This is a genomic window from Acidicapsa dinghuensis (assembly GCF_025685685.1).
Taxonomy (GTDB): domain Bacteria; phylum Acidobacteriota; class Terriglobia; order Terriglobales; family Acidobacteriaceae; genus Acidicapsa; species Acidicapsa dinghuensis.
Window position 1 is genome coordinate 787,509 of sequence record NZ_JAGSYH010000004.1, and the last position, 26,104, is coordinate 813,612.

At 55.2% G+C, this 26,104-nt stretch carries 22 protein-coding genes and 2 riboswitches; of the genes, 19 read left to right on the forward strand and 3 right to left on the reverse strand.

Annotated features, from left to right (window positions below; translation table 11 throughout):
* The first annotated feature begins 45 nt into the window (after nucleotides 1-45).
* The 8 genes from OHL22_RS14205 to OHL22_RS14240 all read left to right on the forward strand — a co-directional run bounded on the left by OHL22_RS14205 (nucleotide 46) and on the right by OHL22_RS14240 (nucleotide 11,040).
* Complete coding sequence (locus tag OHL22_RS14205; protein ID WP_263338545.1) at nucleotides 46-1,275, forward strand: TolC family protein; 1,230 nt, start codon at nucleotides 46-48, stop codon at nucleotides 1,273-1,275.
* Nucleotides 1,272-2,510 carry an efflux RND transporter periplasmic adaptor subunit gene (locus OHL22_RS14210; RefSeq protein ID WP_263338548.1) on the forward strand — a complete coding sequence of 413 codons (1,239 nt, stop codon included), beginning with the start codon at nucleotides 1,272-1,274 and terminating at the stop codon, nucleotides 2,508-2,510. The genes OHL22_RS14205 and OHL22_RS14210 overlap by 4 nt, the downstream gene beginning before the upstream one ends.
* A complete protein-coding gene (locus tag OHL22_RS14215; RefSeq protein WP_263338551.1) occupies nucleotides 2,507-5,578 on the forward strand; it encodes an efflux RND transporter permease subunit in 3,072 nt (1,023 codons plus the stop codon). The genes OHL22_RS14210 and OHL22_RS14215 overlap by 4 nt, the downstream gene beginning before the upstream one ends.
* Nucleotides 5,579-5,666: 88 nt before the next feature.
* Nucleotides 5,667-6,053, forward strand: a complete 387-nt coding sequence (locus OHL22_RS14220) for a YncE family protein (RefSeq protein WP_263338554.1) — start codon at nucleotides 5,667-5,669, stop codon at nucleotides 6,051-6,053.
* Complete coding sequence (locus OHL22_RS14225; protein WP_263338557.1) at nucleotides 6,050-6,601, forward strand: YncE family protein; 552 nt, start codon at nucleotides 6,050-6,052, stop codon at nucleotides 6,599-6,601. The genes OHL22_RS14220 and OHL22_RS14225 overlap by 4 nt, the downstream gene beginning before the upstream one ends.
* A 415-nt stretch (nucleotides 6,602-7,016) precedes the next feature.
* Nucleotides 7,017-7,667, forward strand: coding sequence for an urea amidolyase associated protein UAAP2 (locus OHL22_RS14230; RefSeq protein ID WP_263338559.1), 651 nt, complete (start codon nucleotides 7,017-7,019; stop codon nucleotides 7,665-7,667).
* Between the two features lie 90 nt (nucleotides 7,668-7,757).
* Entirely contained in the window at nucleotides 7,758-8,786 is a 1,029-nt protein-coding gene (locus tag OHL22_RS14235) for a metallophosphoesterase (protein ID WP_263338562.1), read from the forward strand.
* Nucleotides 8,787-8,886: 100 nt separating this feature from the next.
* Nucleotides 8,887-11,040: a phosphocholine-specific phospholipase C gene (locus OHL22_RS14240; protein WP_263338565.1), complete on the forward strand. Its 2,154-nt coding sequence runs from the start codon at nucleotides 8,887-8,889 to the stop codon at nucleotides 11,038-11,040.
* A gap of 329 nt (nucleotides 11,041-11,369) precedes the next feature.
* Here OHL22_RS14240 and OHL22_RS14245 read toward each other — a convergent pair whose 3' ends face one another.
* Nucleotides 11,370-11,618 (reverse strand): superinfection immunity protein, encoded by a 249-nt coding sequence (locus OHL22_RS14245; RefSeq protein ID WP_263338567.1) that lies wholly within the window; start codon nucleotides 11,616-11,618, stop codon nucleotides 11,370-11,372.
* 154 nt (nucleotides 11,619-11,772) lie between these two features.
* Nucleotides 11,773-11,843, reverse strand: a riboswitch (Fluoride riboswitch).
* A gap of 118 nt (nucleotides 11,844-11,961) precedes the next feature.
* Between OHL22_RS14245 and OHL22_RS14250 the strand changes: the two genes are divergently transcribed.
* The 11 genes from OHL22_RS14250 (at nucleotide 11,962) to OHL22_RS14300 (ending at nucleotide 22,711) form a co-directional block, all read left to right on the forward strand.
* Nucleotides 11,962-12,384: a DUF5990 family protein gene (locus OHL22_RS14250; protein WP_263338570.1), complete on the forward strand. Its 423-nt coding sequence runs from the start codon at nucleotides 11,962-11,964 to the stop codon at nucleotides 12,382-12,384.
* A gap of 74 nt (nucleotides 12,385-12,458) precedes the next feature.
* A riboswitch (Fluoride riboswitch) is annotated at nucleotides 12,459-12,536 on the forward strand.
* A 277-nt stretch (nucleotides 12,537-12,813) separates the two neighbouring features.
* Entirely contained in the window at nucleotides 12,814-14,115 is a 1,302-nt protein-coding gene (gene eno / locus OHL22_RS14255) for a phosphopyruvate hydratase (RefSeq protein WP_263338573.1), read from the forward strand.
* Nucleotides 14,116-14,205: 90 nt separating this feature from the next.
* Nucleotides 14,206-16,308, forward strand: a complete 2,103-nt coding sequence (locus OHL22_RS14260) for a dynamin family protein (protein WP_263338575.1) — start codon at nucleotides 14,206-14,208, stop codon at nucleotides 16,306-16,308.
* 15 nt (nucleotides 16,309-16,323) lie between these two features.
* Nucleotides 16,324-16,686 (forward strand): fluoride efflux transporter CrcB, encoded by a 363-nt coding sequence (gene crcB / locus OHL22_RS14265; protein WP_263338921.1) that lies wholly within the window; start codon nucleotides 16,324-16,326, stop codon nucleotides 16,684-16,686.
* A gap of 332 nt (nucleotides 16,687-17,018) precedes the next feature.
* Nucleotides 17,019-17,252: a hypothetical protein gene (locus OHL22_RS14270; protein WP_263338577.1), complete on the forward strand. Its 234-nt coding sequence runs from the start codon at nucleotides 17,019-17,021 to the stop codon at nucleotides 17,250-17,252.
* A 10-nt stretch (nucleotides 17,253-17,262) separates the two neighbouring features.
* Nucleotides 17,263-18,012 carry a DUF190 domain-containing protein gene (locus OHL22_RS14275; RefSeq protein WP_263338579.1) on the forward strand — a complete coding sequence of 250 codons (750 nt, stop codon included), beginning with the start codon at nucleotides 17,263-17,265 and terminating at the stop codon, nucleotides 18,010-18,012.
* 14 nt (nucleotides 18,013-18,026) lie between these two features.
* The gene (locus tag OHL22_RS14280; RefSeq protein WP_263338581.1) at nucleotides 18,027-18,374 is read left to right on the forward strand and encodes a DUF190 domain-containing protein; all 348 of its coding nucleotides are present in this window, start codon (nucleotides 18,027-18,029) and stop codon (nucleotides 18,372-18,374) included.
* A 5-nt stretch (nucleotides 18,375-18,379) separates the two neighbouring features.
* On the forward strand, nucleotides 18,380-20,143 hold the full coding sequence (locus tag OHL22_RS14285; RefSeq protein WP_263338583.1) for a dynamin family protein: 1,764 nt from the start codon (nucleotides 18,380-18,382) through the stop codon (nucleotides 20,141-20,143).
* Nucleotides 20,144-20,181: 38 nt separating this feature from the next.
* Nucleotides 20,182-20,544, forward strand: a complete 363-nt coding sequence (locus OHL22_RS14290; protein ID WP_263338586.1) for a DUF190 domain-containing protein — start codon at nucleotides 20,182-20,184, stop codon at nucleotides 20,542-20,544.
* Nucleotides 20,545-20,572: 28 nt separating this feature from the next.
* A complete protein-coding gene (locus OHL22_RS14295) occupies nucleotides 20,573-22,342 on the forward strand; it encodes a dynamin family protein (RefSeq protein ID WP_263338589.1) in 1,770 nt (589 codons plus the stop codon).
* Nucleotides 22,343-22,345: 3 nt separating this feature from the next.
* A complete protein-coding gene (locus OHL22_RS14300) occupies nucleotides 22,346-22,711 on the forward strand; it encodes a HEAT repeat domain-containing protein (protein ID WP_263338592.1) in 366 nt (121 codons plus the stop codon).
* A gap of 133 nt (nucleotides 22,712-22,844) precedes the next feature.
* Here the strand turns inward: OHL22_RS14300 and OHL22_RS14305 are convergent, their stop codons facing one another.
* Nucleotides 22,845-24,536 (reverse strand): MutS-related protein, encoded by a 1,692-nt coding sequence (locus tag OHL22_RS14305; RefSeq protein WP_263338595.1) that lies wholly within the window; start codon nucleotides 24,534-24,536, stop codon nucleotides 22,845-22,847.
* Nucleotides 24,533-26,065 carry a MutS-related protein gene (locus tag OHL22_RS14310; protein ID WP_263338597.1) on the reverse strand — a complete coding sequence of 511 codons (1,533 nt, stop codon included), beginning with the start codon at nucleotides 26,063-26,065 and terminating at the stop codon, nucleotides 24,533-24,535. The genes OHL22_RS14305 and OHL22_RS14310 overlap by 4 nt, the downstream gene beginning before the upstream one ends.
* Between the last annotated feature and the right edge of the window lie 39 nt (nucleotides 26,066-26,104).

The following is a 26,104-nucleotide window of genomic DNA, read 5'->3' on the forward strand; positions in this document are numbered from 1 at the left end:
ATTCGCGCAGCCAAAATCGTATCACTAGCGGCGTGTCTTCTTTCCGTGGCGGCAAGATCTCAGGCGCCAGCAGCACTCACCCTTGATCAATGCATCTCCCTCGCAAAAAGCGCTCCGTCGACGGTGCAGCATTCAAGACAGCAACTCGCCGCCGCCCGGGAAGAGGTCTTTGCCGCGGAATCGAACTTCCTGCCAAAGGTTTCGATTTCGAATACGTTCACATACAACAGCCCGCTTCTTTACGACAGAAACCGATTCAGCTTCATCGCTCTAAACGCAGTTCATGAATATTCGACTCTGGGGACCTCCTCTCTTGAGGTTGATTCGGCAGGCAGACTCCGCGCGCTTTTGGATCGCGCCCGGGCAAATGAGCAGATTGCTGCAACCGACGTGGCTCTTTCCGATCGAGACCTCACGCGCGCGATAGCGGTTGCCTACTACCATCTCCTCCTCGCACGACGTCTCGCGGCCTCAGCTCATGAAAATCTCAATGCGGCTCAGGATTTCGAACAAAGAGTCAGAAAACTCGTCGCCGGCGAGGAAGCATCGCGGGCCGATGAGGATAAAGCATCACTTGAGGTGGTGGTGCTCGAGAATACCGCGCAAGCATCGGACCTCGAAGCTCAGAATGCAAACCATGACCTGGCGTCGTTTTGGACTACGGACGTAGATCAGCCTCTGGTTCTGGCGGATGACCTTGACCACGAACCAGTGCCGCAGCAGATCGCAGCTCTTGACGCACCCTACCTCAAGCGTCCCGAGTTCCGACTTCTCGATGCGCAGAAGGCAGGATACCTTGCGGATTCACGGCAGGCTCGAGCTCGAATGCTGCCGCAGATCAACTTGGCCTTCCACTATGGGCTGGATGCCTCGCAATGGACAAGCAGAAACCGCGGCTATGCCGGCTTCGCGCATTTGGAAATTCCCGTCTCGGATTGGTTCAGTGCGAAGAAAGAGCAGAGGCAGTTCCAATTCCAGGCCCGGGCAGTCGATACGGACCGAGCCATTGCGACGCGTCTTTTTTCGAAGGAGTACCAGGATGCCCTCTCGAGCGTGACAGCAACCTACCAGCAGACTCAAACGACAGAGCGCGAAGTGACGCTGGCCAAGGACAACTTGCGTCTGAGCCAGCTTCGATTTCAGAACGGTGAAGGCTCCGCGCTCGATGTGGTGACGTCGCAAAACTTCCTGGTCCAAGCCGAGATCGATTTTTACAGCTCTCGAGCAAACTATCTCAATGCGCAATCCGCGCTGAAAGTAGCGAGCGGACAATGAAGTATTTCTCCCTTTTCCTACTGTTGATCCTGATGCCCGGCTGCCGCTCGGGTGACAAGGGCGAAGAGAAACCCGTCGTTGCGGTGACCGTACAGCGTGTTGCGGTCGAAGATGTGCCGCTCGAGGTCAGCGCGCCTGCCTCGCTCTTTGGCCGATCTGAAGCCCATATTGCGCCCCGGATCACGGCCTCGGTGCGCCAAGTTTTGGTTCATAAGGGCGACGCGGTCAAGAAGGGACAACTTCTGGCTGTGCTCGACAGGAGTGACCTTGAGGCGGAGCAAGCGAACGCCACCTCTGGGGTGGCGCTCGCAGAGGCGGCATTAGAACAAGCGCAGGCAGGTCACATTCCCGATCAACTCAGTCAAGCCCATGCCGATCTTACCGCGAAGTCTGCCGCCCTGGATCTCGCCAAGAAAGTCCACGAACGTCGGCAGCGTCTGTTTGCGGAGGGAGCGATTTCCGGGAGGGATCTCGACGTCAGCAACATGTCGGAGATCCAGGCTCAAGCTGACTTTGATGCTGCCAAGACGCGGCTGGAACTCCTAGAGCGGCAAATAAGCGGAGCCGATCTGAAAATAGCGCAGAGCACGTTGGCCCAAGCCAAGGCAAAGCACGACCTTGCAACGGCTGACCTGAACTTCTCGGAATTGCGAAGCCCTACCGATGGTTTCGTTACCGATCAGACCATCTACGCGGGCGATATGGCGAAACCAGACGTGCCTGCATTCACCGTCGCGGATCTTTCGTCAGCGGTCGCGCGAGCGCAGGTGAACGCCGATCAGGCCGCTCCGGTCTCTAAAGGACAGGCCTGTGAATTTGAGCAAAGGCGCAACGAGAACTCGCCTCAGCCGCCGCATTTTGGCAAAGTCACAGTCGTCAATCAGGCCGTCGATCCTGCGCGATATGCGGTAGAAGTTTGGTGTGAGCTTCCAAACAACGACCATGAGCTCAAGACCGGCGTCTTCGGTTCCGTGAAAGTCATTGTCGGTCAGGCACACGGGGCGATCGTTGTTCCCTCATCGGCGATTGAGTTCGACGAGGGGACCGACAGAGGAAAAATCTATACCGTTGATGCTCAACGTGTGGCCCATCTCTTAGAGGTGGTAGCTGTGCATGTCGATGATGACCGCGTCCGTGTACTCTCCGGGCTAAAGCCGGGGGACATCGTGATCGTGCAAGGGGAGTACGGCCTGCCGGACGAGACGAAGGTGAGTTTCGACGAGGTGCGACAGTGACCGGTCGCCTAGCAGGCTTCGTTCATGCGCAAGGCCGTGGCTTAGTTCTGATTGTCCTGAGCTTCGCGCTTGCCGGCGCCTTCATGATTCCGTCTATTCCGGTTTCTATCTTTCCGGAAACCAATTTTCCACGCGTTGTGATTCTTGTCGACAACGGCATCACGCCAATAGATCTCCAGATGCTGACGGTGACCCGTCCGCTTGAGGAAGCAGTTCGCCAGGTTCCAGGGATCACGACCGTCAGGTCAGTCACTGGGCGCGGGTCGACCGAGATCAATATCTTCTTTCGATGGGACGTGGATATCCTGAATGCGCTTCACCTGGTCCAGGGCCGCATCGGTCAGATTTCCACTACGCTACCGGCAGGTACGCATTTTTACATTAATCGGCTGACGTTTTCTGTCTTTCCGATCATCGGCTTCAGCATCACATCGGACAGTCGAAGCCTCTCCGATCTCTGGAGCCTGGCCTATTACGATCTCGCCCCGCGGCTCTATCGTTTGCCCGGAGTCGCCGAGGCGCGAATCGTCGGTGGCCGCAAGCCGGAATTCCATATTGTCGTCGATCCTCAAAAGCTGAATAGTCTGGGGCTGCCGCTAACCAAAGTTGTCGAAGCGGTTCGGAACAGCAACATCATTGAGCCCTCCGGGATGATGCAGGAAAACTACCATCTCTACCTGACAACAGTTACTGGGTTGCTTCGGAGCGAGGCGGATATCGAAGGTGTCGTGGTTGATGTCGTGAAAGGAACTCCTGTCACCATCAAGGACATCGCAACCGTTATCCCGGGAGAAGAGCCCGTCTACAACATAGTCACGGCGGACGGTAAGCCAGCAGTTCTGGTCAATGTTCTTCAACAGCCAGATGGAAATGCGGTTCAGATTGCCGATGCGGTGAACGCGGAGTTGGATCAGGTGAGAAAGACACTTCCGCCCGATGTTCATCTTACCAAGTACTACGACCAGTCCTTGCTTGTCCGTGATGCGATATCTGGCGTGACTGAGAGCATTGTCATCGGCTTGCTGCTCTCGGTTGGAGTCCTCGCGTTGTTCCTGAAGAATTGGCGTACGACGCTCGTTGCGGCGGTTGTGATTCCAATTGCCGCACTAATTGCGGTCGTATTTCTCAAACTGTTCCATATGAGCTTCAACCTGATGACGCTGGGAGGCCTTGCAGCGTGCATCGGTGTCGTCATTGATGATGCCATCGTCATCGTCGAGAACATCTCCTTGCACCTGTCGATGAACAAGTCCCCGTGGGAAGCCTCGTCGATCGCAATCCAGGAGCTCACCCCCGCCCTGATCGGTTCGACCCTAACGCCGATGGTGGTTTTCGTCCCACTTGTCTTTCTGGGTGGAATCACCGCCGTCTTCTTTCGGGCCTTGGCTATGACCCTGGTTACGGCTCTTGGAGCCTCTCTCGTCTTAGCCATCTTCTTTACTCCGGTTCTCGCGGGAGCATTACTTCGTCCCAGAAAGATCGAGAAGAACCTTACTCTCGAAGAGGCCGAGCGGTCTGAAGAGGGCCCGATAATGCGTCGACTGTCTGTTGAATACGAGCGGATCTTGCATTGGGCTCTCGGACATGCCACTAAGGTCGGTTGGCTAGCCAGCGGGGTGCTCGCCGTGAGTGTGCTCTTGTTTATCTCACTTGGGAGCGGCTTCCTTCCGGATATGGATGAAGGCGCTTTCGTTCTCGACTATCGAACGCCTCCCGGCACCTCCCTCGCCGAATCGAACCGCATCTTGAAACACATTGAGCAATTCCTGAGAGAAACGCCTGAAGTGGAAAGCTACTCGCGGCGAACCGGAGCCCGCCTGGCGCTGGCTATTGCTGAGCCCAACACAGGCGACTTTCTGATCAAGCTGCGCGCAAAGCGCTCGCGGTCTCTCGAAGAAGTGACCTCTCAGTTGCGGGAGAAGATTAATCACACTGAGCCTGCAATTCAGGTGGAGTTTCCACATATTCTCGAGGATCTGGTCGGTGACCTCGCCTGGTCTCCCGAACCGATTGAGATCAAAGTGTCCAACCACGATGAAGCGAGCTATAAAGCAGCAGCAAAGGCGATCGAGTCGTGGCTTCCAAGAGTAAAGGGCGTAGTTGACGTCGAAGATCAGGTCGTCACCATTGGCCCAAGCATGAACATGAGGATTGATCCCGCACGGGCGGAGATGGCCGGCTTCTCCACACGAGATGTCGCCAATATCCAGGCTGCCATGTTGGAAGGGCAGCCCGCGTCGAACATCATTCAGGGCGACCGCCTGATTGGCCTTCGCGTTCAGTATCCGAGAGATGCAGTAAGCACCTTCGCGGACTTAGAAAATCAACTTGTAACGTCCCCGACTGGCCAAACGGTAGAGCTCTCCACGATAGCCCATGAGGAGGTAGCGCCCGATCAGACGGAGATTCGCCGGGAAAATCTCCGCAACCTCGATGCGGTGACCGCTCAGCTCGAAGGCCGCGACCTCGGATCAGCAATGAACGAAATTCAACGGCGGCTCTTCAAAGAGGTTCAGCTTCCACCCGGCACCGACGTCGAATTCGGAGGACTCTATCAGATCCAGCAGGAGTCATTCGCTGGACTTCTCCACGTCCTGCTGGCATCGATGCTGCTGATCTTCATCATTCTGGTTTTCGAATTCCGTTCTTTCTCGCATCCAATCGCGATCCTCATCGCCACGGTCCTGTGCACTTCCGGCAGCCTATTGGCTTTGTTCATCACTCGAACCACGCTCAACATCTCGTCCTTCATGGGCATCATCATGGTGATTGGCATCGTTCACAAGAACGGCATTCTTATGCTCGATGCCGAAGGCCACTTCACTGCAAAAGGCTGTGAGCTGACAGACGCAGTGTTTCAAGCGGGCCGCCGCCGACTCAGGCCCATTCTGATGACTGCGCTCGCAACCATTTGCGGTATGCTTCCTCTCGCTTTCGGGATCGGATCCGGAGCGCAGATGCTTCAGCCTTTGGCGATTGCGGTGATCGGAGGCGTAACGATCTCCATGATCCTTTCGCTTGTAGTGACGCCAGCTCTTTTCTACTCACTGCGAAAGAGAGGGCTCTGAAGTGATGAAGCGTCTGGTCCGATTTACTTCTTGGGCATCTCTATTCCTGTCTTGCTTCATGTCATTTGGGCAGAACTCAGGATCTCCAATGAAACTCGATCGCGTAATCGAGCTTCCAGGAATTCAGGGTGACTTCGATCATTTTGCTTTCGATAGCTCGACTGGCGAGTTGTTTCTCGCAGCGTCTGACCAAGGCGTAGTAGCGGCGATCGACCTTAGAGGCAACCAAGTCCGCCGCATCGGTGGCTTCACCAATCCGCACAGCATTCTTGTCTTACCAGACTACTCGCGGATACTCGTCACAGACAGCGGACCTGGCGCATCTGCTTTCGTTGACAGCAAGAAACTAGGCGTAATACGGAAGCTTCCGCTTGCTCTCGGAGCGAATTGCATTCTCGATGATCCGCAAAACACCGAGCATATGTCACGGCTGGCGGGGATCGAGTTCATCAGGCCGATTCGAGGCTCCAATTGATTAACTCGGATACGGGGCGCGTCCTCGTGTCTACTCACGTCGCAGCGCTTCACCTTCAGCCCATGGCGCTCGACCCCTCAACAGATCGACTGTTCGTAAACTTGGCGGATCAGGATGCGATTGCGATCTACGACAGAAACACTTTGCGGGCGCTAGAGACTTGGAAGCTGCCAGTCGGGCACAGGAACTCCCCGATCGCGCTTGATCTTCGGCGCCATCGTCTGTTCGTAGTCGCTACAGACCCCGGGATTCTGATGGAACTCAACTCTGAAACTGGAGCCCTGGAGTCTTCCATAGCAACGCCGGGAATTCCCGATGACATCGGCTTCGACGACGCGACGGAACAGATATACGTTCCCGGAGACGGCGCTCTCGCAGTTTTCGATGCCAGCGGTTCGGAAGGGCTCCGGCTTCTGCAACAGGTCAAGACCGGCCCAGGGGCAAGAACGGGTATGCTAATCAGCTCTGAACGAAGATTTGTGGTTGCGGTGCCTTCGCCGAGTACTGCTTCGTCGGCTCACGTAATGGTCTTCACGATCGATAAGTAGAGGAGTCCGACGAGGAGGTGTCGTCCTGAGCGATTGCCGTTACAATTCGATGCCATATTTCCCATGGCAGCCGATGCTTTTTTGTGCTACTCTCTGCCGATATGACAGTCCCGCATGCTTCCCGGCGTACCTCTCTCCGCGTGCTGTTGCGGATCACGCACATGGACGTTTGCTGCGGCCCCCCACGCGCCTAGCCTCTCACTTATATCCAGATTATTTTCGGGTTGAGATAAATTGGCGGATGCACTTGTGCATGCGCGCTGAGGAAGTCGTGCGCCGCGCCATCGGCGGTGCCTCGCCGAAGAAAATATCTCGATCTGCATTGGTGTCGCAGGCTTGCCTCTCTCGAAGCAAGATATCCGCCTGCGCATTAATGCTCGTCAGCCATTGCGTTCGCGCAGAAGGAGTCTAAATCATGTCCGGTTTGAAGTTTCAATGGAGTTCGCTGCAGCCAGAAGAGGCAGCATCGAGTTTTGTCGTCCTTGCTGGTGACCCATTTGTACGTGAGGTTCACAGGGGTCAGGTTGTTCGGATCGTCGATGTGGAGGGCAATCAGTCCGCAGACACAATGTTCTACAACGCTCATGATTACTCGGATCGCTACAGCGCGCAGGATACGATTCGCGAACAGGGCAACGTCTATCTGACTACGGGGAGCCGGTTGCTCTCGAGCGAAGGTGGCCTGCTGCTTACGATCGTGGCCGATACCTGTGGTCGCCACGATACGCTCGGCGGAGCTTGTTCGGTCGAAAGCAACATGGTCCGGTATGCGATCGAGAAGCGCCACATGCACGCTTGCCGACAGAGCTTCGTGAAAGGAATCCAGCAATGGAAGCGAGGACTGGAGAAGAAAGATATCGCGAGCAATGTCAACTTCTTCATGAACGTCCCTTTGACGCCAGAAGGCGAGCTTACTTTTGCCGACGGTGTGTCTGGGCCCGGAAAATACGTCGAGCTCCGGGCAGAAATGGATGTTCTGCTGTTGGTCAGCAACTGCCCGCAGTTGAACAATCCTTGTAACGCATTCAACCCCACGCCCTTACAGATTCTCATCTGGGACGCATAGGCGTGGTGCGCCTTTCGGCAATGAGACGCCGCGATTCCAAAGGGCAATCGTTTACGTCAACCGTTAACAGAAGGAGGGTAAAAGACAAGTATGGATTCCGATGCGCTTTCAGTTTCTCTCGTCAGCCGCCGTCGCTTTCTCAAGCAGACCGTAGCGTTCAGTGCGGTAGCTGCGATTGGCAATCAAGTTGGCTTTGCGGATGTTCCTACGACAACTCCCGGTGCGAATGAGATCTTGATGATCGGCGATTGGGGGTATGAGGACACGGCCGCCCAAGCTAAGGTGGCGACGGGTATGGCCGCTTACATTCGGAAGAACTCGATTCGTCCCGATGCTCTCTTTCTTCTTGGTGATAACTGGTATGGGGCTCTCGACGGCGGCGTAAAGTCCTCACGCTGGCACGCCGGTTTCGAGACTATGTATCCGGCGGATATATTTGACTGCCCTGCCTACGCCGTGCTCGGCAACCACGACTACCAGCGTTGGCCCGACAGTAAAGTTGAGGCCGAGCTTGCCTACGCGCGCGCGAGTAAAACCCGTTGGACGCTGCCCTCGCGCTGGTACACCTTCGAATTTCCAAAGCAGAATCCGCTCATCACTTTCATTGCCCTCGACAGCAACATGCCACACGCGAAGCCCTTGGCCCCAGGAAGCCGCGATTTTACTCTCACTCGCGAGGAAAAAGATCAGCAGCTAATCTGGCTCCAGGAAGAGCTAAAGAGTCCTCGCTCAACGCCGTATCTGGCGGTTCTTGCGCACCATCCGGTTTATTCGAATGGACCACACGGCGATCACCCCACGCTCATCCAGGATTGGGATCCGCTCTTCCGCAAGAACAACGTCACGCTCTACCTTGCCGGGCACGATCACGACTTGCAGCATCTGGAGTTTGAGGGACATCCGACGAGCTTCTTTCTCTCCGGCGGCGGCGGAGCTGACCTGTACGATTTGAAGATCGATCCGGGTAAGCGCGGTCCGTACGGACAGAAGTTGTACGGTTTTAGTCACCTCTCCGTTACGCCAAAAGAACTCACTCTTCGCCACTTCGACAGTACCGGTGGTTTGTTGCACGCCTTCACCAAAACGCCGGCTGGCCAGGTCGCCCTACTTTCAAGCTAGCTACGAGCTTCATAGCGGCCGAGATCGTCTCGCCGGGAAATACACCTTTGTCGTGGCAGGATGGAGTTCCAGCCGATTGAGTTCAGCAAGAGGGCAATTGATGAGAACTAGACGCGATTTTCTGCGCTTAGCCGCTACCGCTGCGGGCTCTGCCGTATTTCCTGCGAGTATCAAGAAAGCTTTGGCGATTCCCGCGAGTCGAGCCTCTGGCACGATTAAAGATGTGGAGCACGTCGTGATCCTGATGCAGGAGAATCGTTCATTCGACCACTATTTTGGATCTTTGCGCGGAGTGCGCGGCTTTAGCGATCCCCGTCCCGCCTTACTTCCTAATGGCAAGCCTGTTTGGTATCAACCCACAGCCAGCGTCAAAACGAAGCATTACCATGGCCGCGGCTTGAGCTCGGATGCCAAATACGTGTTGCCCTTTTACATCAACCCCAAGCGGACGACCGAGTTTCAAGCAGGCACTGACCATGGATGGAGCAGCGGTCACCTAGCTTGGAACCACGGCCACTACGATGGCTGGGTGAACCATAAACAAGACGTTCTCACCATGGGCTATCTACGCCGTGATGATCTCCTCTTTCACTACGCCCTTGCTGATGCCTTTACGATTTGCGATGCATACCACTGCTCCGTGCATGCGGACACAGCGCCGAACCGCATTTATCTTTGGTCCGGGACGATCGACGCGCAGAACAGTAAGGGCAGGAGAGCGAACGGTCCCGGATTCGACGAGCGGCATAAGACGAACGGTTATACCTGGACCACTTATCCAGAGCGCCTTGAGGCCGCCGGCATCAGCTGGCGGCTCTATCAGGGAGGCACTGGCGAACCTGGCACTCCGACGGACAATTTCACCGACAACTCACTCGAGTTCTTCGCCGCCTATCAAGTGGGCGAAGGCGCCTCACCCGATGGACCGCTGGTGAGCAAGGGAATCGCTGATCGCACGATTGCCGACTTCCGGAAGGACATCGAATCCAACCAACTTGCGCAGGTTTCCTGGCTAGTCCCGCCGTACGTGTACTCTGAACATCCCGAAGCCTCCCCCCGCAATGGCGCCTACTACATCAACCTCGTGCTAGATGCACTCACCACGAATCCCGAGGTTTGGAGCAGGACTGTCCTGATCATTAACTATGACGAGAACGATGGTCTGTTCGACCATGTTGTGCCGCCCATGCCGCCACTCGTTCAGAATGAGAATTCGGGAGGGCTTGTCTCCGATGACCTCTTAGCATCTCTTGCCGACGAAATCGTCGATACTGACAAATACCCTCACGAACTGAGCCCTATCGTGCCCGGTACCGACCCTGGCGGACCTCAGCCCATCGGACTGGGTCCAAGAGTACCGCTCCTGCTTATTTCACCATGGACCCGAGGTGGGTGGGTGTGTTCACAGGTCTTCGATCATACCTCGGTGCTGCGGTTTCTCGAGGCCCGCTTCGGCGTGTCTGAACCAAACATCAGCGCCTGGCGTCGGTCCATCTGCGGCGATCTAACCTCGGCGTTCGATTTCTCTGGTGCGAACGACACTACCATTAAATCGTTCAATGTGCCCGCCGTTCTCAGGTCTGAGAAGAAGCCCTACCGGGTCCCAACCGTGCAGTCCATGCCTCGCCAGGAACCGGGAACTCGACCGGCGCGCGCCCTGCCTTATGAAATCTATGCCCACTGCCGGCTGGAAATGAATCATCGCAAGGTGTGGATTGATCTTAAGAACGTGGGGAAGACGGGAGCCGCTTTCTGCATTCGCAACGGACTCCTTCCGCAGGAGCCACCGCGCAGATATTCTGTCTCGGCATCGAGGGCACTCTCCGATTTCTGGTACTGCGCCGAGGCTGGTCTCGGATCCACGCCCGACTACGATCTGTCTCTCCACGGTCCTAACGGCTACTACGCGCATTTTCGAGGCGTGGCCACAAACTTCCAGGAGCAAAAACCAGAGGTCGCTGTTCAATATGACAGCGACGCTGAGAATATCCAGCTTCGGTTATCTAACGCCGGGAGCGCGCAATGCACAGTACATATTGCCAATCAGTACTCTGAACCCGGTGCCATCCACAGTTATCATCTTTCGCCGGGCGCAGAGGACATAGACGTTTGGACTTTAGGCGCCAGTTCAGGATGGTTTGATCTCTCCATTACCGCGGACGAGGCTCCACTATTTCTCCGGCGGTTCGCCGGGCACGTCGAAACAGGGCGATCAAGCACAAGTGATCCTGCCATGTTTACTGAAGAGGCCTGAAGCCGGCCGTCCCGTGCCCGTCCCACGCATCAGTATAGGCGCCGAGAGTCGCGCTGGCGGCGCTTAGCCAAACGGAGTTCTCGGGAGCATCCAACCGGCAATACATCGCGCGTCTTGCCAGAATCATCAGAACATCGTTTATTGTGTCCTCAATACGGCCAGTCTGGGTATGAAGCGTTCGGGTTCCCTTTGCACATACTCGACAGAGGGTGTAGCGGCTCTCTACTTTTCCAAGAGCATCAAAAATAAGATCAGATCGCATGAAAGTTCTTTCCAATTGAAACCTGAGTATGGCGACGGGAGATGTGCGAGCGACAGACTGCTGTCATCTACTCCTGCCGCCGTCCATTGAGTGCCCAAATGAGAGCAGCTACCCAACCGACAATCGTCCATCCGAGCGCCATGTTCAACATGAGGATGGCAGGTTGCCTAGGGTGCTGGTAGCGCTGCGCAATGATGCTGGGTGCAAGATACACAAGGACGATCACGATTTGCGATGCGAGGCGACGACCGAGGGCAAAAGTGGTCTCGCCATCATCGATTGCCAGTAGGTAAGCCAACAGCATTGCAGTTTGCATAGAGGCAAATCCCAACCGTGCATCTCAGAAATGCTCCGCGGACTGAGCGGCACAGTGCACTCGAAGGTCAATCACAGCGCAAATCGAGCGAGATGATCGTTTGCTCGTGGCAAGAGTTCAAATCACGTTTTGGTAGGGTATACAGACTCCTACCAGATCGATAGGAGTCATCAGCCGTTCCGTATCGGAAGGCGGTTCAAGGCGGATTCCTTCGCCGCCCCCACTATATGACAGATAAGCCCAGAGTTCAAACCCGATGACGAGTGCTTAAGACTCATAAGGCAGCGTTGTAGTTTTGAAGATATGCGCACTTTGAGAGTTTAGGGTGTGGATTGGAGCATTCATGAATCAGGATGAGGTGCGCTTTCGACTGTTGCGAAACAATGACGTTCCGCCAACCAATCCATTCGGTTTGGCCTATCGGTTCGGCCTGCAGAACACAACAGGCAATTTGATCGCGGGGACCCAAGAGACCGACGGAACGATCAGTTTCGACTTTTCGCTGAAGGTGAAGCAAGAAAGAGAGGGCGAGCAGCCCGTATTCACAGGCTCATTCGCGAGCGGCCCTCGCGAGGATCGCTTCGTTTACCTGTCGTGGCGCGCTGCAGAAAGTGGCAAGTGGATTAATCGGATCAAAGCCCGTCTGGCGAGCATCGATTGGACAATGGTCCGAGATTCCCAGGAACAAAACAGGCCGATCACGGCAGACTTGAGCGGGTGGTCACCCGGTGACACGAGAAAATTCGTCGCCTGGTACTTGGGCTAGTGCGAAACCGGAGGTCGACCAGAGCGCGGATTTGTTTTGCTTGATCGCAGCCTTACAGCGGTGTATGATATACTGTTTTCGGTGGTGACGGAGTTCACCCTTAACCGCTGTCCCATCCAATAGGCCGGACAGATGATGACTCCTGACAGGTGGTCCTGTCGCGGAGTCATGTCACGGCGAGATCCCTGATCAGAAAATCCAGAGGTTTGCGTTCATGCTGAGCGCCCGGATTTTGTCTGCTTTCGGGATGTACTTTCGGTTGGCGGCTTCGCCTCTAGCGGTCCGTGTCGGAACCGCGGCTTTCTCCATTTCCCTAGTTTTGAGCTTCCCCAGAACGCTGCTGAAGGCGTGCGTCTCTCGCGCACGCGATTGCTATTCCATCGAAGGTCTCACAACTGGCGGCCTCATGGCCGGGAAAGCGTAAGAACAATGTCTGAGATTGCACGACTTGATGCCCTTGAAATTCTCGACTCCCGAGGGAATCCAACACTCGCGGTAACCGCAACTTTGGGAAACGGTGTGAAGGCAACAGCGAAGGTGCCTTCCGGTGCATCCACGGGAAAACGAGAAGCGGTCGAACTGCGCGACGACGATCTGGCGCGCTACAACGGCAAAGGCGTCCTAAAAGCTAGAGCCCATGTCGAAACCGAAATTCAGAACCGCGTCCGCGGCTTTGACGCAAACGACCAGGCTGCGCTGGACAAGGCACTTTGTGATCTCGATGGGACGCCCAATAAAGCGCGCCTTGGGGCGAACGCGATCCTTGGTGTCTCCCTGGCGGTGGCTCGAGCGTCGGCGGCTGATCGCAGCCTCCCTTTGTACGCCAGCCTCGGCAATGAGTCCGCAAACCTGATTCCGGCTCCGTGGTTCAACGTGCTCAATGGCGGAAGACATGCCAACAACAGCGTCGACTTTCAGGAGTTCATGATCTCTCCGGTCGGGGCTCCAAACTACAGCGAGGGGCTGCGTGTGGCGGCTGAGACTTTCCACGCCCTGAAAGCGATTCTGCAGAAGCGGGGATACAGCACGGCCGTGGGTGACGAAGGCGGTTTCGCGCCGCAGCTGAAATCCAACGAGGAACCCGTCGAACTGATTCTTGAGGCCATTCTCAAAGCCGGACATCAACCGGGTATCGATGTCGTCCTCGTGCTTGATCCAGCTACCAGCGAGCTGTTCGAAGACGGAGAGTACGTCTTCGCGAAATCTGATAAGAGCAGAAAGTCTCCAGAGCAAATGATCGAGTATTGGACACGACTCCTCGATCAATATCGCGAAATCTGGGCGCTCGAAGATGGTGCCGCAGAAGACGACCGAAGTGGCTGGCAGCAGTTGACGAAGGCGTTGGGCAATCGCATCCAGTTGATCGGTGACGACAACTTTGTGACCAACCCAAAGATCTTTAGGCAAGGGATCAAGGACGGCATTGCCAACGGGATTTTGATCAAGCTCAACCAGATCGGCACTGTTACGGAAACTCTGGAATGCATTCAGATCGCACGCGAGAACGGTTACGGAGCGGTCATTTCGCACCGTTCTGGAGAGACCGACGACACAAGCATCGCGGATCTCGCGGTGGCTGCTGGTATGGGACAAATCAAGACCGGATCTGTCAGTCGCGGAGAACGTATAGCCAAATACAACCGTTTTCTCGAAATTGAACGAGAACTCGGGGCAAGAGCCCGTTATGCAGGCGCCAGCGTGTATGAACGCTGGCAGGCGGTGAAGGCGTAGGAAAGCCAAAACCAATTTGGGTGTTGGAGTCCACCTCGGATCGCTCGCTAGGGCAGATGACTCCTCGGGAGCCAAACACTTGGAGGGGTAATGCCTAAACCGAACCTCGAGATCGTCACATCCCGACGCCCCGGCGAGTTAAATGAAGCGCAACAGCGGCGTCTAGCCATCACCTGCAAGTACATCGACAAGTTGCTGAACAGTGTCGAGCACGCACTGCACTCGGCATCCTCTCTCTCACCCTTCCCGCGCTATGTCGTCGATGTCACGCCAGCTCAAACGCGGGTGCTGGAAGACCACATTCGGAAAATCCGTTCCCAGTTGCTGCGAGCGCTTGATTGGCAGCACATGAGGCCCGAACCAGCGGAGATCCCGGTAACGCGGGCGATTACAACCGATCTGGCATTTGTCGATATTGCGATCGAGGAACTCCGGCCGAGCTACATGCGTGGAAGCGGCGCTGTGCCTGATGATGCAGTCGAGGAACTTAACGGCGTGGTTCATGAACTCCGATCTCTGGTTCTGGGCATGGATCGATACGTTCGCCAGGAACTTGGGGTCAACCTCGAATCGCGCCTGCGCAAGCTCGAGACGACTGGCTACGATGTGGCTCTTCTGCGGCTCATTGAAGAGCTTGTCACACGTCACGGACTCGTCGAATTTCGAGCTCGAATCGAATCCCTGGCCGCGCGCCTCGAGGACAACAATCTTGAAGTCGCCCTTTTCGGTCGGGTCAGCAGCGGCAAGTCCTCTCTGCTAAATGCACTGCTGAGCACGAATGTTCTTCCCGTGGGCATCAACCCGATCACGGCAGTGCCAACCAAATTGTTCTACGGACCTACCCTCCGTGCAGCAGTAGCCTTCGGAACAGGCACAGAGGAGATCGTCACAATCGAAGAGCTCTCAAAGCTAGTCACCGAACAGGGAAACCCCGGCAATCTTCGCAATGTCGTGCGAGCCGTGGTAGAGGTACCCTCTCCGCGGCTCAAGCAGGGCATTGTCCTCGTGGATACACCCGGCCTCGGTTCTCTTGCCCGGCGCGGAGCCGCCGAGACTCTCGCTTATCTCCCCTCTTGCGACCTTGCATTGCTGCTTATCGACGCCGGCACGGCCTTGAATGACGAAGACATCGGAACGCTGCGCCTACTCTACGAGGGGGGCATTCCCGCCATTGTTCTGCTGAGCAAGGCTGACCTTTTGGCATCCGGAGACCTTCATCAGGCAACGCATTATATCCAGGAGCAGCTACGAGCAGAACTCGGCCTGGACATGGCGGTACACGCAGTCAGTTCACTACCCGACCGCAGCGTCCTACTTGATCACTTCTTTGAGCGCGAGCTATTGCCGCGCTTCGAACAGGCCCGGTCTCTCAGAAACGCTTCGATCGCAAGAAAGATTGGAGCTCTGCGGGATGCGATCGCCGCAGCCCTTGCAGCCATCCTCGAACAGACAAAACGCAGAGGTCAGGAAGCGCCAACTGACCTTCACGAATCTGAAGAGCAACTGCGCCTCATTACCGGCGAAATCGGCGAACAGCGCTCGATCCTTAGCCATGCATTCTTCAGGCTCGCTGAGATGCCTCAGGCAATTCTCTCTGAGGCGGCGGACTCAGCAGTTGCCTGGTTTGCGGACACGAAGAATTCCCACCTCACCTCAATGCAGCTTTCAGAATGGCTGCATGAAGCTATTTGGAAGGCTATGGCGCGAAATCTCGAAGAGACGCGCGCCGTCTGCCAGCGCGCCATCTTCACACTCCAAACTGTCGCTCAAGAGATGGGTCGAACGGACGTACCTTCCCCGGATGAGATCGAGAGCCTCTTGCGAGATGTGCCGCGTTTTGAGCTCGCCGCATTGCCTGAAAACATCAATCTCGCAGGATGGACGATATTGGGCCAGCGCTTCCTCCGCCATAAAGTGCGAAGTTCGCTTGAAGGGAGCGTCGGGGAACTTCTTAAGCAGGAGTTGCACCTCTACGGCCAGGCTCTGTCTCGGTGGAGCGAACAGTTTGTCAGCAAGATCGTGCTCTTCGTGAATTCCTATGCGAGTGCATACCGCGTTCAACTGCACCGGATCGCAGGGACCTCCAGTGACACCGTCGACGCGCCCCAGCTTGAGAAAGACCTGTCTCTTCTAAAGACTTGGGCGCCCGATGAGAGGACTGAAATGCGCGACATGATTGTGAGGGGGGCCTAAGCGTTGCAGAAATACTTGTTCATCGCGATAGGAGGAGCACTTGGTTCAATGGCGAGGTATTGGGTAGGAGTGAACGTTGCTAGCCGCCTGGGAACCAAGTTCCCATATGGGACGTTCGTTATCAACATCACGGCATGCCTCATTATCGGCTTCTCGTTAACGTTGCTCTCCAAGAGAGCGGAACTCAATCCAGCATGGAGGTTCCTAATCCCGGTCGGCTTCATCGGCGCCTACAGCACGTTCTCCACATATGAGTGGGAGACCCTTTCGACACTGCGAACCGGAGCTTTCCTGATGGCGCTGCTTTATGCAATCAGCAGCCTTGTTCTTGGACTCATTGCGGTTTGGGGCGGGTCCGTTCTCGCTGAGGTGATCTAATGAGAACCCACAAACAACTTGCCTTTTACCAGTCGATCCTTGATCCACTTTCAGAGCCTGGATGCCCCTTTTGCCGTTTTCTGAAGGATTACCAGGCGGCAAGGCTGCAGCATCACTCTGAGAACCGTATCCGCAGCCTGTGCAGCTTCCACACATGGGGACTCGCAGCAGTGCAAAACGCTCTAACGGCAGCACAGGTATTTATTGACCTAGTTGAGGCTGCATCAGTCAAAGCTGAAGGCAAGGTAGAGTGCGACCTCTGTCTGGAAATCTCAGCGGAGGAGGATCGCCGAGTTCGTGAGTTCGTAGGATGTGTTCATCGAAGGAATGTTGTGGATTGGTTGAGACAGGACGCGGTACTCTGCATCCCACATGGAGTGAAGCTGCGGCGTCAGCTGCCGCTGGTATTGAGCGCCCGGGTTGAGACGATTCTGGAAAACAGCCGCCGTCAGTTGGTCGAAGAGTTGGAAACCTTACGCAATACGCCACAGGCGGACAGGCCCGGCTGGGGCGCACTAGGAAGAGCGGCAGAGTTCTTGGTTGCGCAACGTGGCCTGCACGCATAAAGGAGTTCGAATGTTGAGTCCCGGAAAAGCCTTGAAAGTGACGATCTATGTGAGTGAGGGGTCGACGCACCACGGTGCGCCCACTTACTCGAGCATCCTCGATTTTCTGTTCTACCGTGGCGTCTCAGGCGCAACCGTGTTGAAGGGCGTCGCAGGATTTGGCGCCGACCATCACATGCATTCTGCCAGCTACGTGGAGATCTCCGATCACTTGCCTCTCAAAGTCGAGTTCATCGAATCCCGCGAGAAGGTCAATGAACTGCTCGGCAAATTAGAGGAGTTGTGCGGAACCGGGATGATCGAGATTCAAGAGACAACTGTGGCAAAGGCTGCTCAAGTCTCGAAGCCTAAAAAACAGACGATGCCGGCTCATCTAAAGATCGAGGGAAAAGCCAAGCTGATGCGAATTTACATCGATGAAGCGGACCGTTGGCGGGACAAGCCTCTTCATATTGCGCTTGTGGAGGCTATGCGGGCGCATGATATCGCGGGAGTCACAGTGTATCGGGGGATATTGGGATACGGTGCGCACGGGCGCGTGCACAGAGACAAAGCGATGCATATGTCTCACGATGCATCGATCATGCTGTCAGTCATCGACCTCGAAGAAAAGCTCCAGGCCTTTCTCCCTATTGTGGAGCAGATGGTCGAAGAGGGGCTCGTGGTGTTGTCCAACGTGGACATCATCAAGTATTCCTACCGTGCCTCGGAAGTGGCATTGCCGGAGGCTCATTCTGGGTCGGAAACCGGTTCAGCCTGAGAGGAGGCTCAACCATGAAGGAACAGTTTAATGCTCGCATGCTACGGATTCACTTTGGCGAAGGCGATAAGTGGCAGAACAAGCCACTCTATGAAGCCATCATTGCCAAGTGCCAAGAGCTAGGACTAGCTGGCGCGATTGTCTACAAGGGAATCGAGGGTTATGGCTCAAGCGCGAGAATCCGGCACGCCCGAGCTCTTTCGCGAGATGCCCCCATCATGCTGAGCATCATCGATCGAGACGAACAGATCAAGAAGCTTCTTCCTCATCTCGATGCAATGGTTGAAGAGGGCCTCATCGCCATCTCGGACGTCGAAGTCATTCGATTCTTTCGTCCGAAAGGTGCTCCCTCCCAGGGATAAGAGAGATGCAAGAGTACGACAGCAGTTCGACACTGCAAGATTACGGCAGCGTTCTCCCTCAGAAAGACCTCGCAATGGATGGCGCGTCCCGTCTGCTGCGCCTCGCCGAATTGGCTCAGGAACTCGGTGCTGAACCTGTAGCGGAGGAGGCCCGGGAGCTCGCTAAAAGGGTTTCGGAGGGACGCTTCTATGTTGCCTGTATCGGTCAGTTCAAGAGAGGCAAATCCACTTTGCTCAATGCTCTGGTCGGCTACGCAGTCGTGCCGACCGGTTTTATTCCAGTCACAGCTGTGCCCACGGTTATTCGGTTTGGCGATCAACTCCAAGCTCGCGTTCGCATGAAGGACGGATCCTGGCGCGTGATCGCCATGTCTGACTTGAAGGAATACGTGACCGAGGAGCTAAACCCGGAAAACAGGAAGGCCGTAGAGGGGGCCGAAGTATTCGTCCCAAGCGCCTTATTATCTTCCGGGATGTGTTTCGTGGACACGCCGGGATTGGGTTCAGTCTTTACCGGAAACACCGCAACTACCCAAGCATTCATTCCTCACATCGATGCGGCCCTGGTCGTGGTGGGGGCCGATCCCCCTATTGCAGGCGAAGAGTTGGCGCTCGTAGAGGCGGTCGGCAAGCAGGTTCAAGACTTAATCCTGGTGATCAATAAAGCCGACCGCACCAGCGACGCTGAACGCGCAGCGGCCGCGAAATTCACGCGCGAGATTCTCGAGAAGCGGCTGCAACGATCCATCGGAGAGGTGTTTGAGATCAGTGCAGTTGAGCGGATTGAAAACCGCGGTCCTCTGCGTGACTGGGAGAAGTTGCTGGCGGGCTTCCATCATCTTGTCGAAGACTCTGGCAGAAATCTAGTTCGCGCCGCCTGTGACCGGGGCCTCCAGCGCTTGAGCGAACAACTCCTGGCGATTGCCAGTGAGGATCGCGATGCACTTCAACGCCCGATCGGAGAATCCGAACGACGGATCGCCTTGATGAAAGAAACCATCGGCGAAGCCGAGCGGTCGATGCGAGAGCTTGGTTTCCTCTTTATGGCAGAGCAACAGCGAATCTCGGACTTCTTTGTCGATAGGCGCCACCGGTTTGTCGGTAGCGCCTTGGCGGAATCTCAACAGGAATTTGATGAGGAGCTTCGATCCGTTCACGTCGGCTTTGGCCCTAGCTACAGGCGTAGACTAATGCACTTCGCCCAAGAAGTGTCGCGGCGCAGGGTTACCCCTTGGCTCAAAGTGGAACAAGAGGAAGGAGAACTCCAATATCGGGCCGTTGCCGCTCGATTTGTGGAACTGGGCAACAGCTTCCTGAAGAAGTTGACCGATGCCGGGCTTACCGAACTGGCCCGGATGCCACACGCGCTTGACGCGGAGAAGGGTCTACGCGTGCGGTCCAGGTTCACTTTTGAGGACTTCCTCGGTACAGCAGATCCTCCATCTCCACTACGGTGGCTCGCCGATGTCTTTTTGCCGCTCGTGGGTGGTCGCAAACTAATCACCAACGAAGCTCGGGCATTTCTGGAGCATCTGTTGGAAACGAACACTTCCCGCGTGCAAAACGACGTCCTGAACCGCATTCAGGAAAGCAGAGATCGCCTAGAAGTCGAGATCCGCAAACTGCTGCACGAAATCAGTCGCGTCGCGGAGCAGGCGCTTGATCGCGCACGGAAAGTTCGAGAGGAAGGAGCTCCCGCTGTCCGGTCCGCAATTGAACGGCTTGCCCGGATAGAACGGGACATTTTGGCGCTCTTGTCGTTCCGTTAGAGAGATATAGAGCGGCAACGACGCGAATGGAGTAGGTCATGAAAGAACAGTTTCACGCTCGCATGTTACGGATTCACTTTGGCGAAAGCGACAAATGGCAGAATAAGCCCCTCTACGAGGCGATCGTTGCGAAATGCAAAGAGCTGGAGATGGCCGGAGCCATCGTCTACCGAGGAATTGAGGGCTATGGCGCCAGTGCGAGAATTCGAAACTCCGGAACTCTCTCGCGGAATGCCCCCATCATGCTCAGCCTTATCGATAGGAACGAACAGATTCAGAAACTTCTTCCCCATCTCGACGCGATGGTCGAGGAAGGCCTCATCGCGATGTCCCCTGTGGAGGTCTTACGGTATTCCAGGAAGCCATCGGCTACCTGGTCGCAGGATTTCCCAATCGGTTGATGCACTCCAGAATATTGAGGGCTACAGCATGACAGGCCATATACACGATATCCGCTCATCCCTGCGGACCGATCGACGAGCTCTCCTAAATTCGATTGAGGTTCTTTCCGCTTTTGCCCTCCGCAACAATAGCGACGATCTGAAGACGTCTTTGACCACACTCTCCGAAAAGTTGAAGAAGGATCGCTTCAATCTTGCGGTTTTGGGACAAATGAAGCGCGGCAAGAGTTCGTTTGTGAATGCGCTCTTGGGAGCCGAGATCCTGCCGACTGGGATTCTCCCTCTCACATCTGTCATCACCCGAGTAAAGTTCGGCCAAGCGGCAGAAGCCGCCATTCGGTATAAATCCGGCCACACCGAACCGATCGAGCTTCACAGACTCAGCGAATACATCACAGAAGCTAATAATCCGGGAAACTGGAAGGACGTGGCATCCGCAGAGGTGGCCTACCCTTCCGATTTCTTGCGGATGGGGATCGATCTCATCGATACTCCGGGAATAGGCTCAACGCATTTGCATAACACCTCGACTACCGAGAGCTATCTGAATGAAATCGACGCGGGCATTGTTGTCCTTTCAGTCGACCCGCCTATCACAACCCTTGAGTCCGATTTTGTTCGGCGTATCCGTAAGGATGTACCGAAGCTCCTCTTCGTCATCAATAAGACCGACATTGTCACTCCCGCGGAGTCAGAGTCCGTTCGTCGATTCCTGGAAGGTGAACTTCGGAATCGCGTAGGTATAGAAAACCCGGAGCTCTTTCCATTCTCCGCCAGAAGAGCGATGGAGGAGCGGGAATCTCAGAATTCTGAGGGCCTAAGCGGTCTTCGCGAATTGACTAAGCGATTGCATCACTTTGCTGCCGAGGAGCGGGAGCACACGTTTCTCCAGTCCGTTGGGCTCGATATCCTCCGTTTGGCCGGCACACTACGCTTCGCGGCTCTCGTTGGGGAAAGAGCGCGCTCGATGAGTGGCGACGATCTCGAATCCAAGAGGCGTGCTCTTGAATCCGCACTCTCCAGGTGTGAACAGGAATTCGCAGACCTGCGACACTTGCTTCGACAAGACGTCGCTACTATCGCGAAAACAGTTGAGGAGGATCTTAAGGATCATGTTGCCTCTACGACGCCACGCGCACGCGAGAACTTGCTGAGGCTCAAGAACGAACATCCAACTGAAACCCGGCACCGACTTGGGAGGCTGTTGGATCAATTCCTCAGAGATCAGGTTGAGCTCTCCTTTGACGGTTGGTGCGCCCGGGAAGATCAATACGTGCAAACCCGGTTGGGGGAGCTCTCACACAGGTTTATCGAACGAACCAATGCTGTTCTGGTGCGTTTGCAAAACGCGGCCGGGGCTCTATTCGATGTTCCCGTTTCGCATATCGGCTTCACTACGTCTCTTACGATGGAAAGCCACCTTCACTATTACACAGAGCCGGTTTTTCACTTTCAGCTGGATAAGTTGGTCTTTGCGCTGCCGCGATTCCTGTTGCGCCCCATCGTCTTTCGCCGGATGGGCGCTTTCATTGATCTGGAACTCAGGCGAAACTCCGGAAGGATACGCGTCGACTACGTCGACCGGCTGGAAAGGTCTGTCGCGACCTTCGAACACGATCTGAAGTCAGCCGTCGGATTCGTCTCCGATAATCTTCGCCTCGTGCTGGACCGCCGAGTAGATGAGACAGCTACGACGGGTTCTCCATTGGAGGAACTCGATCCGATCATTGCTCAATGCTCTGCGCTGCTGTGCGGAGAGAACCTGTCCACCGAATTCTCTGCTACTGGAGCCGGTTAAGCAATGATCGCTTTCTGCACACGCTGCTGGACAGAGATTGACGATCGAATCAAAGAGTGCCCGGCCTGTGGCGCCAATCAGGCGTCTGACCTGCGGACCTACGATGAGAAGATTGTCGATGCGCTTCGGCATCCGCTGCCGCAAGCTAGGGCCCGCATCTGTTGGCTAATCGGTGAAAACAGCATCCGTGGAGCGGTTCCACGTTTGATGGAGATCGCGGAGAGCGATCCGGATATTTATGTGCAGAAGGCCGCAGTTGAGGCCCTAGGCGCGATCGCTGATCCGCGCTCTGACAGGTTTCTGCGGTCGATGAGCAGAGGGCAGAACCGCTTGCTTGCAGTGGCTGCGAGTAAGAGCCTGAGAACCTGATAACGTTCAGATGAACAACACAGTAACGATAAAGCGTCTCAGGAAGCGATCCAATCGCCATCTTCCGATTGTGGTATCAGTGGATTGGCCGTTTCGCGCCGACTTTTCTTTTCGTGCCTCGCGAGAGTCGCGTTTATCGTGTCTCAATTATTTTCGCAAACTCCTTGCCGCGATGCGAAGGGTAGTTTTCGGACGTTGGGGCCTCCGCCACACTCTGGTCAGAACCCAAGTGCTCCCGGCTCAAGTTCGAAGCCGACCTTCCTGAGATACCTAGCCGATCTCGACTTGGATTAATGGAGCCGTCTGTAGTTTGCAAGAGTGAATGCTGATGATCCGAGAATATCTCGCGATACAGGTCCTCACCGTAGCTCGTTTCGAGGGGCTCACGCTCGACCAGCTTGAAAGTCCGCGTGCCGTCGGGAAGCCGTTCGGCACGGAGAAATAACCCGTCGTCAGATCTTGTCGTAAAGAAGCGGTGTGCAAATTCGTAGAGATGGGTCACGAAAAACACCTTGACCCTTTTCTCTAGCATGGCTCCCACGATCTGTGTTGCAATCTCCGATCCCTCTCGTTCATTCGTCGCCGCGAATGATTCATTCAGAAGCAGTATCGAGTTCGGTAGGATGTGATCTGCGATATCGCTCATTCTGGCAAGCTCCTCGTCAAGCTTTCCGCTCTTCATAGTCGCGTCCTCTTCTCGTTTGTAGTGAGCGAAGAGTGCGGGACATAGTTCAGCTTCAAAGCTTTCCGCACCAACGAACATGCCGCTCTGCATCATGAGCTGTGCAAGACCAATACTCCGCAAGAAGCTAGACTTGCCGCCTTGGTTTGCACCTGTAATGACCACAGCACTCTTCTCTTTGACGTTGGCATCATTGCCAACGACGCGCCGTTCTAAGTGAAGAGCCAGGCAAACGTCATAGAGACCGGTAAAGCGATGCTTCCGCTCTGTGGAAGGAGCTGGAACCGGAAGGCAAGCGGGCTCCTGTTTGCCTGATAGTTTTTGGTGAAGGTTCAGGCTACCGATATAGAACGCCAACTCCGTCTTCAACGCCTTAAAGAAGTTGAGGACGTGGCCGGCTGATTGCGCAAGCGTAATCGCGACTCTGCAGATTCCACGTTGGCGAATGGACCCTACGATGCGCGCGCCGCCTTCGTCACGAGGGTCGAGACGGAATGTATAACCGGGAGAAGCTTTGGTGAGTATTCGCCGGAACCAGTTGGGTTCTCTTTTTGGCGGCCTGGCTAGTGTATAGTTCGTACCCTCGTTGTTCTCACCCAGTTCCGCAGTCAGCAGCGTTCCATTCCGGAACTTCATGTCGTTGAGGTACTGGTCGATCGTAGCCAGGTACTCGTCGCCTAATTCATTTCTCAGCATCGCGAACAGTGCCAGGAAGGCCCTGGAGCGAAATTGGTCGCCAGCGCCTTCCGCGAGCTGCCGAAGCTTTCGAAGCGAATTTCTCAGAAATTCGAGAAGTGAAATCGCGCCGAAAAGAACAGAGTCAGGGTACTGACTCGACAAATCCCACCACATCCGCTTCGTATTGTCCGTAGCCTCGACAGTCAGCGTGTAGAGAGCACGTATTTGATCCGGATTCGCAAGGCAGTCGCTGATCACCTCCTGCCTGTACAGGATTGTGCTGACGTCGTTTTGAAATCCCGAGAAAAGAGCCGCGCGACTGACTTCGTAAACGAACCGGTCTCCATCCGCCATGGCATCCAGCAGCGTATTCAACTCGAGATCCTGCGTAAGCTGCGGCTCGCCCCATGGCAATGGGAATTGAGCGTCGAACGGTCGATCGGGATGCATGAGTAGTGTTTTCATCCCTTGATGCGCTCCATTAGCAGGTCATACGTGACGCGATGCTTTTCTGCGATAGCCAACGCATACGCGAGGCCGTCCGCCGACTTTCGTTCCAGCTTGAATGTCCGCACGGCGGGATTGATAGGATCGACAGTGCTGACAAAGCTCACCGTCTTTTCGTCAAAAGATGCCAATTCGTCGAGGAACGTAACGCATACGCAGAGCACATCGAGCGTTGAAAGTTGATCAACGACCTTTTTGCCGAGAAAGATGGCGTCCTGCAAAGTCGTCGAAGAGAAGATCTCGTTCATGATGACGATGCTTTGGGATGTTGCGTGCAGAAGGATTTCGTGGATTCGAAGCAGATCGTCTTGGAGCTTGCCACGAAGGCTGCTGATATCTTCTTCCCGTTCGAAATGCGTGAAGAGTTGATCGAACTTGAACAGCTGTACATTCCTCCCTGGAACGGGCAGACCCAAAACCGCTAGATAGTGCAATTGGCCGAAGGTTCTGGCGAACGTCGTCTTACCACCGTGATTTGGCCCGGATACGACGAGAATCCTCTCAGCACCCGAAAGCGAAAAATCATTGCAGACGACAGCGGCCTTCTCATCCAGCAGCTTACCGGCGAGTACGAGATCGAAGGTCTCCTGCGCGTTGACTTCCTTCGAAGTCGTTGAAAGCGTCGGAAGAGTGAATTTCAGACCAGCGCCGCGTAGCTTTCCGACGTAGTTGAGGAAGGCCAAATAGAACTGAATTTCGCGATCAAAGCGGGAAATCGTGGAATCGATAAAATCGACACGGCTTGAGCAAAACGCATCTAGAGCGTCAAACGTCCCCGGATCAAACTTCGCAATCCCCTCAAGGACCTGTGCCTGAATATGGTTGACCGGGTCGATCTCCCGCACAGTCACGCGATACCGCTGATCTGGTTCACGTCGAAACTTCTCAAATGTGTCCTCAACTGCGATGCTGTAGTCGCTCTCATCTTCCGGGATCCGAACGGTAACGGCGTCTCCGCGTAGCAACAGGCAGTATTGAATCTTCGCTAGACTCGTCTTCAAGTTGCTTATCTCATTTACAAGCCCACGAAAATGAGGCGACGAAACGTAGTTGGCAAGATAGCCGCGAAAGGCTCGCATGCCCGTCGATTCAAGCGCTCGTGCGCAAATATCGAGTGCCAGTCGCTCAACCGCGCTGCAATAGATGTCAACAGCGGTAAGGAAACCCTTCTGAATGGCGTATTTGTAGAATGCCTTCTTCCCCTGCTCGAGGCGTTGACGCATTAGTCGCATCTGCCCGGCGAATGACTTTATCGACGCAAGAACCGACTGATTTTCGAGATCACGTACAACCTCCTGTCGGTAGAGAATTGAATCGAGATCGGGCAACTGGCTGTAATAGAAAGTCGCGAGGTCATATTCCTGAAAATCGCTGGTGATCTTGCTCACAAATTGATCGAGATTCAGATCTCCGAAGAATGCAGGCTCTTCCTCAGAGGTCTTCGCGGCTTCGTTCGTCTCTTTGAACAGTATGCTGCGAAAGGCCATAGTGCATACCTTGGATACAACTGAGTCAAGGATGAGGAG

What these genes read in the sequence shown, in the direction of transcription:
- OHL22_RS14240 (WP_263338565.1), top strand. Translation starts at nt 8,887, where the DNA reads ATGAGAACTAGACGCGATTTTCTGCGCTTAGCCGCTACCGCTGCGGGC.
- OHL22_RS14260 (WP_263338575.1), top strand. Translation starts at nt 14,206, where the DNA reads ATGCCTAAACCGAACCTCGAGATCGTCACATCCCGACGCCCCGGCGAG.
- OHL22_RS14310 (WP_263338597.1), bottom strand. Translation starts at nt 26,065, where the DNA reads ATGGCCTTTCGCAGCATACTGTTCAAAGAGACGAACGAAGCCGCGAAG.
- OHL22_RS14290 (WP_263338586.1), top strand. Translation starts at nt 20,182, where the DNA reads ATGAAAGAACAGTTTCACGCTCGCATGTTACGGATTCACTTTGGCGAA.
- OHL22_RS14300 (WP_263338592.1), top strand. Translation starts at nt 22,346, where the DNA reads ATGATCGCTTTCTGCACACGCTGCTGGACAGAGATTGACGATCGAATC.
- OHL22_RS14220 (WP_263338554.1), top strand. Translation starts at nt 5,667, where the DNA reads ATGAAACTCGATCGCGTAATCGAGCTTCCAGGAATTCAGGGTGACTTC.
- eno (WP_263338573.1), top strand. Translation starts at nt 12,814, where the DNA reads ATGTCTGAGATTGCACGACTTGATGCCCTTGAAATTCTCGACTCCCGA.
- OHL22_RS14305 (WP_263338595.1), bottom strand. Translation starts at nt 24,536, where the DNA reads ATGAAAACACTACTCATGCATCCCGATCGACCGTTCGACGCTCAATTC.
- OHL22_RS14280 (WP_263338581.1), top strand. Translation starts at nt 18,027, where the DNA reads ATGAAGGAACAGTTTAATGCTCGCATGCTACGGATTCACTTTGGCGAA.
- OHL22_RS14275 (WP_263338579.1), top strand. Translation starts at nt 17,263, where the DNA reads ATGTTGAGTCCCGGAAAAGCCTTGAAAGTGACGATCTATGTGAGTGAG.
- OHL22_RS14285 (WP_263338583.1), top strand. Translation starts at nt 18,380, where the DNA reads ATGCAAGAGTACGACAGCAGTTCGACACTGCAAGATTACGGCAGCGTT.
- OHL22_RS14230 (WP_263338559.1), top strand. Translation starts at nt 7,017, where the DNA reads ATGTCCGGTTTGAAGTTTCAATGGAGTTCGCTGCAGCCAGAAGAGGCA.
- OHL22_RS14295 (WP_263338589.1), top strand. Translation starts at nt 20,573, where the DNA reads ATGACAGGCCATATACACGATATCCGCTCATCCCTGCGGACCGATCGA.
- OHL22_RS14235 (WP_263338562.1), top strand. Translation starts at nt 7,758, where the DNA reads ATGGATTCCGATGCGCTTTCAGTTTCTCTCGTCAGCCGCCGTCGCTTT.
- OHL22_RS14250 (WP_263338570.1), top strand. Translation starts at nt 11,962, where the DNA reads ATGAATCAGGATGAGGTGCGCTTTCGACTGTTGCGAAACAATGACGTT.
- OHL22_RS14210 (WP_263338548.1), top strand. Translation starts at nt 1,272, where the DNA reads ATGAAGTATTTCTCCCTTTTCCTACTGTTGATCCTGATGCCCGGCTGC.
- OHL22_RS14245 (WP_263338567.1), bottom strand. Translation starts at nt 11,618, where the DNA reads ATGCAAACTGCAATGCTGTTGGCTTACCTACTGGCAATCGATGATGGC.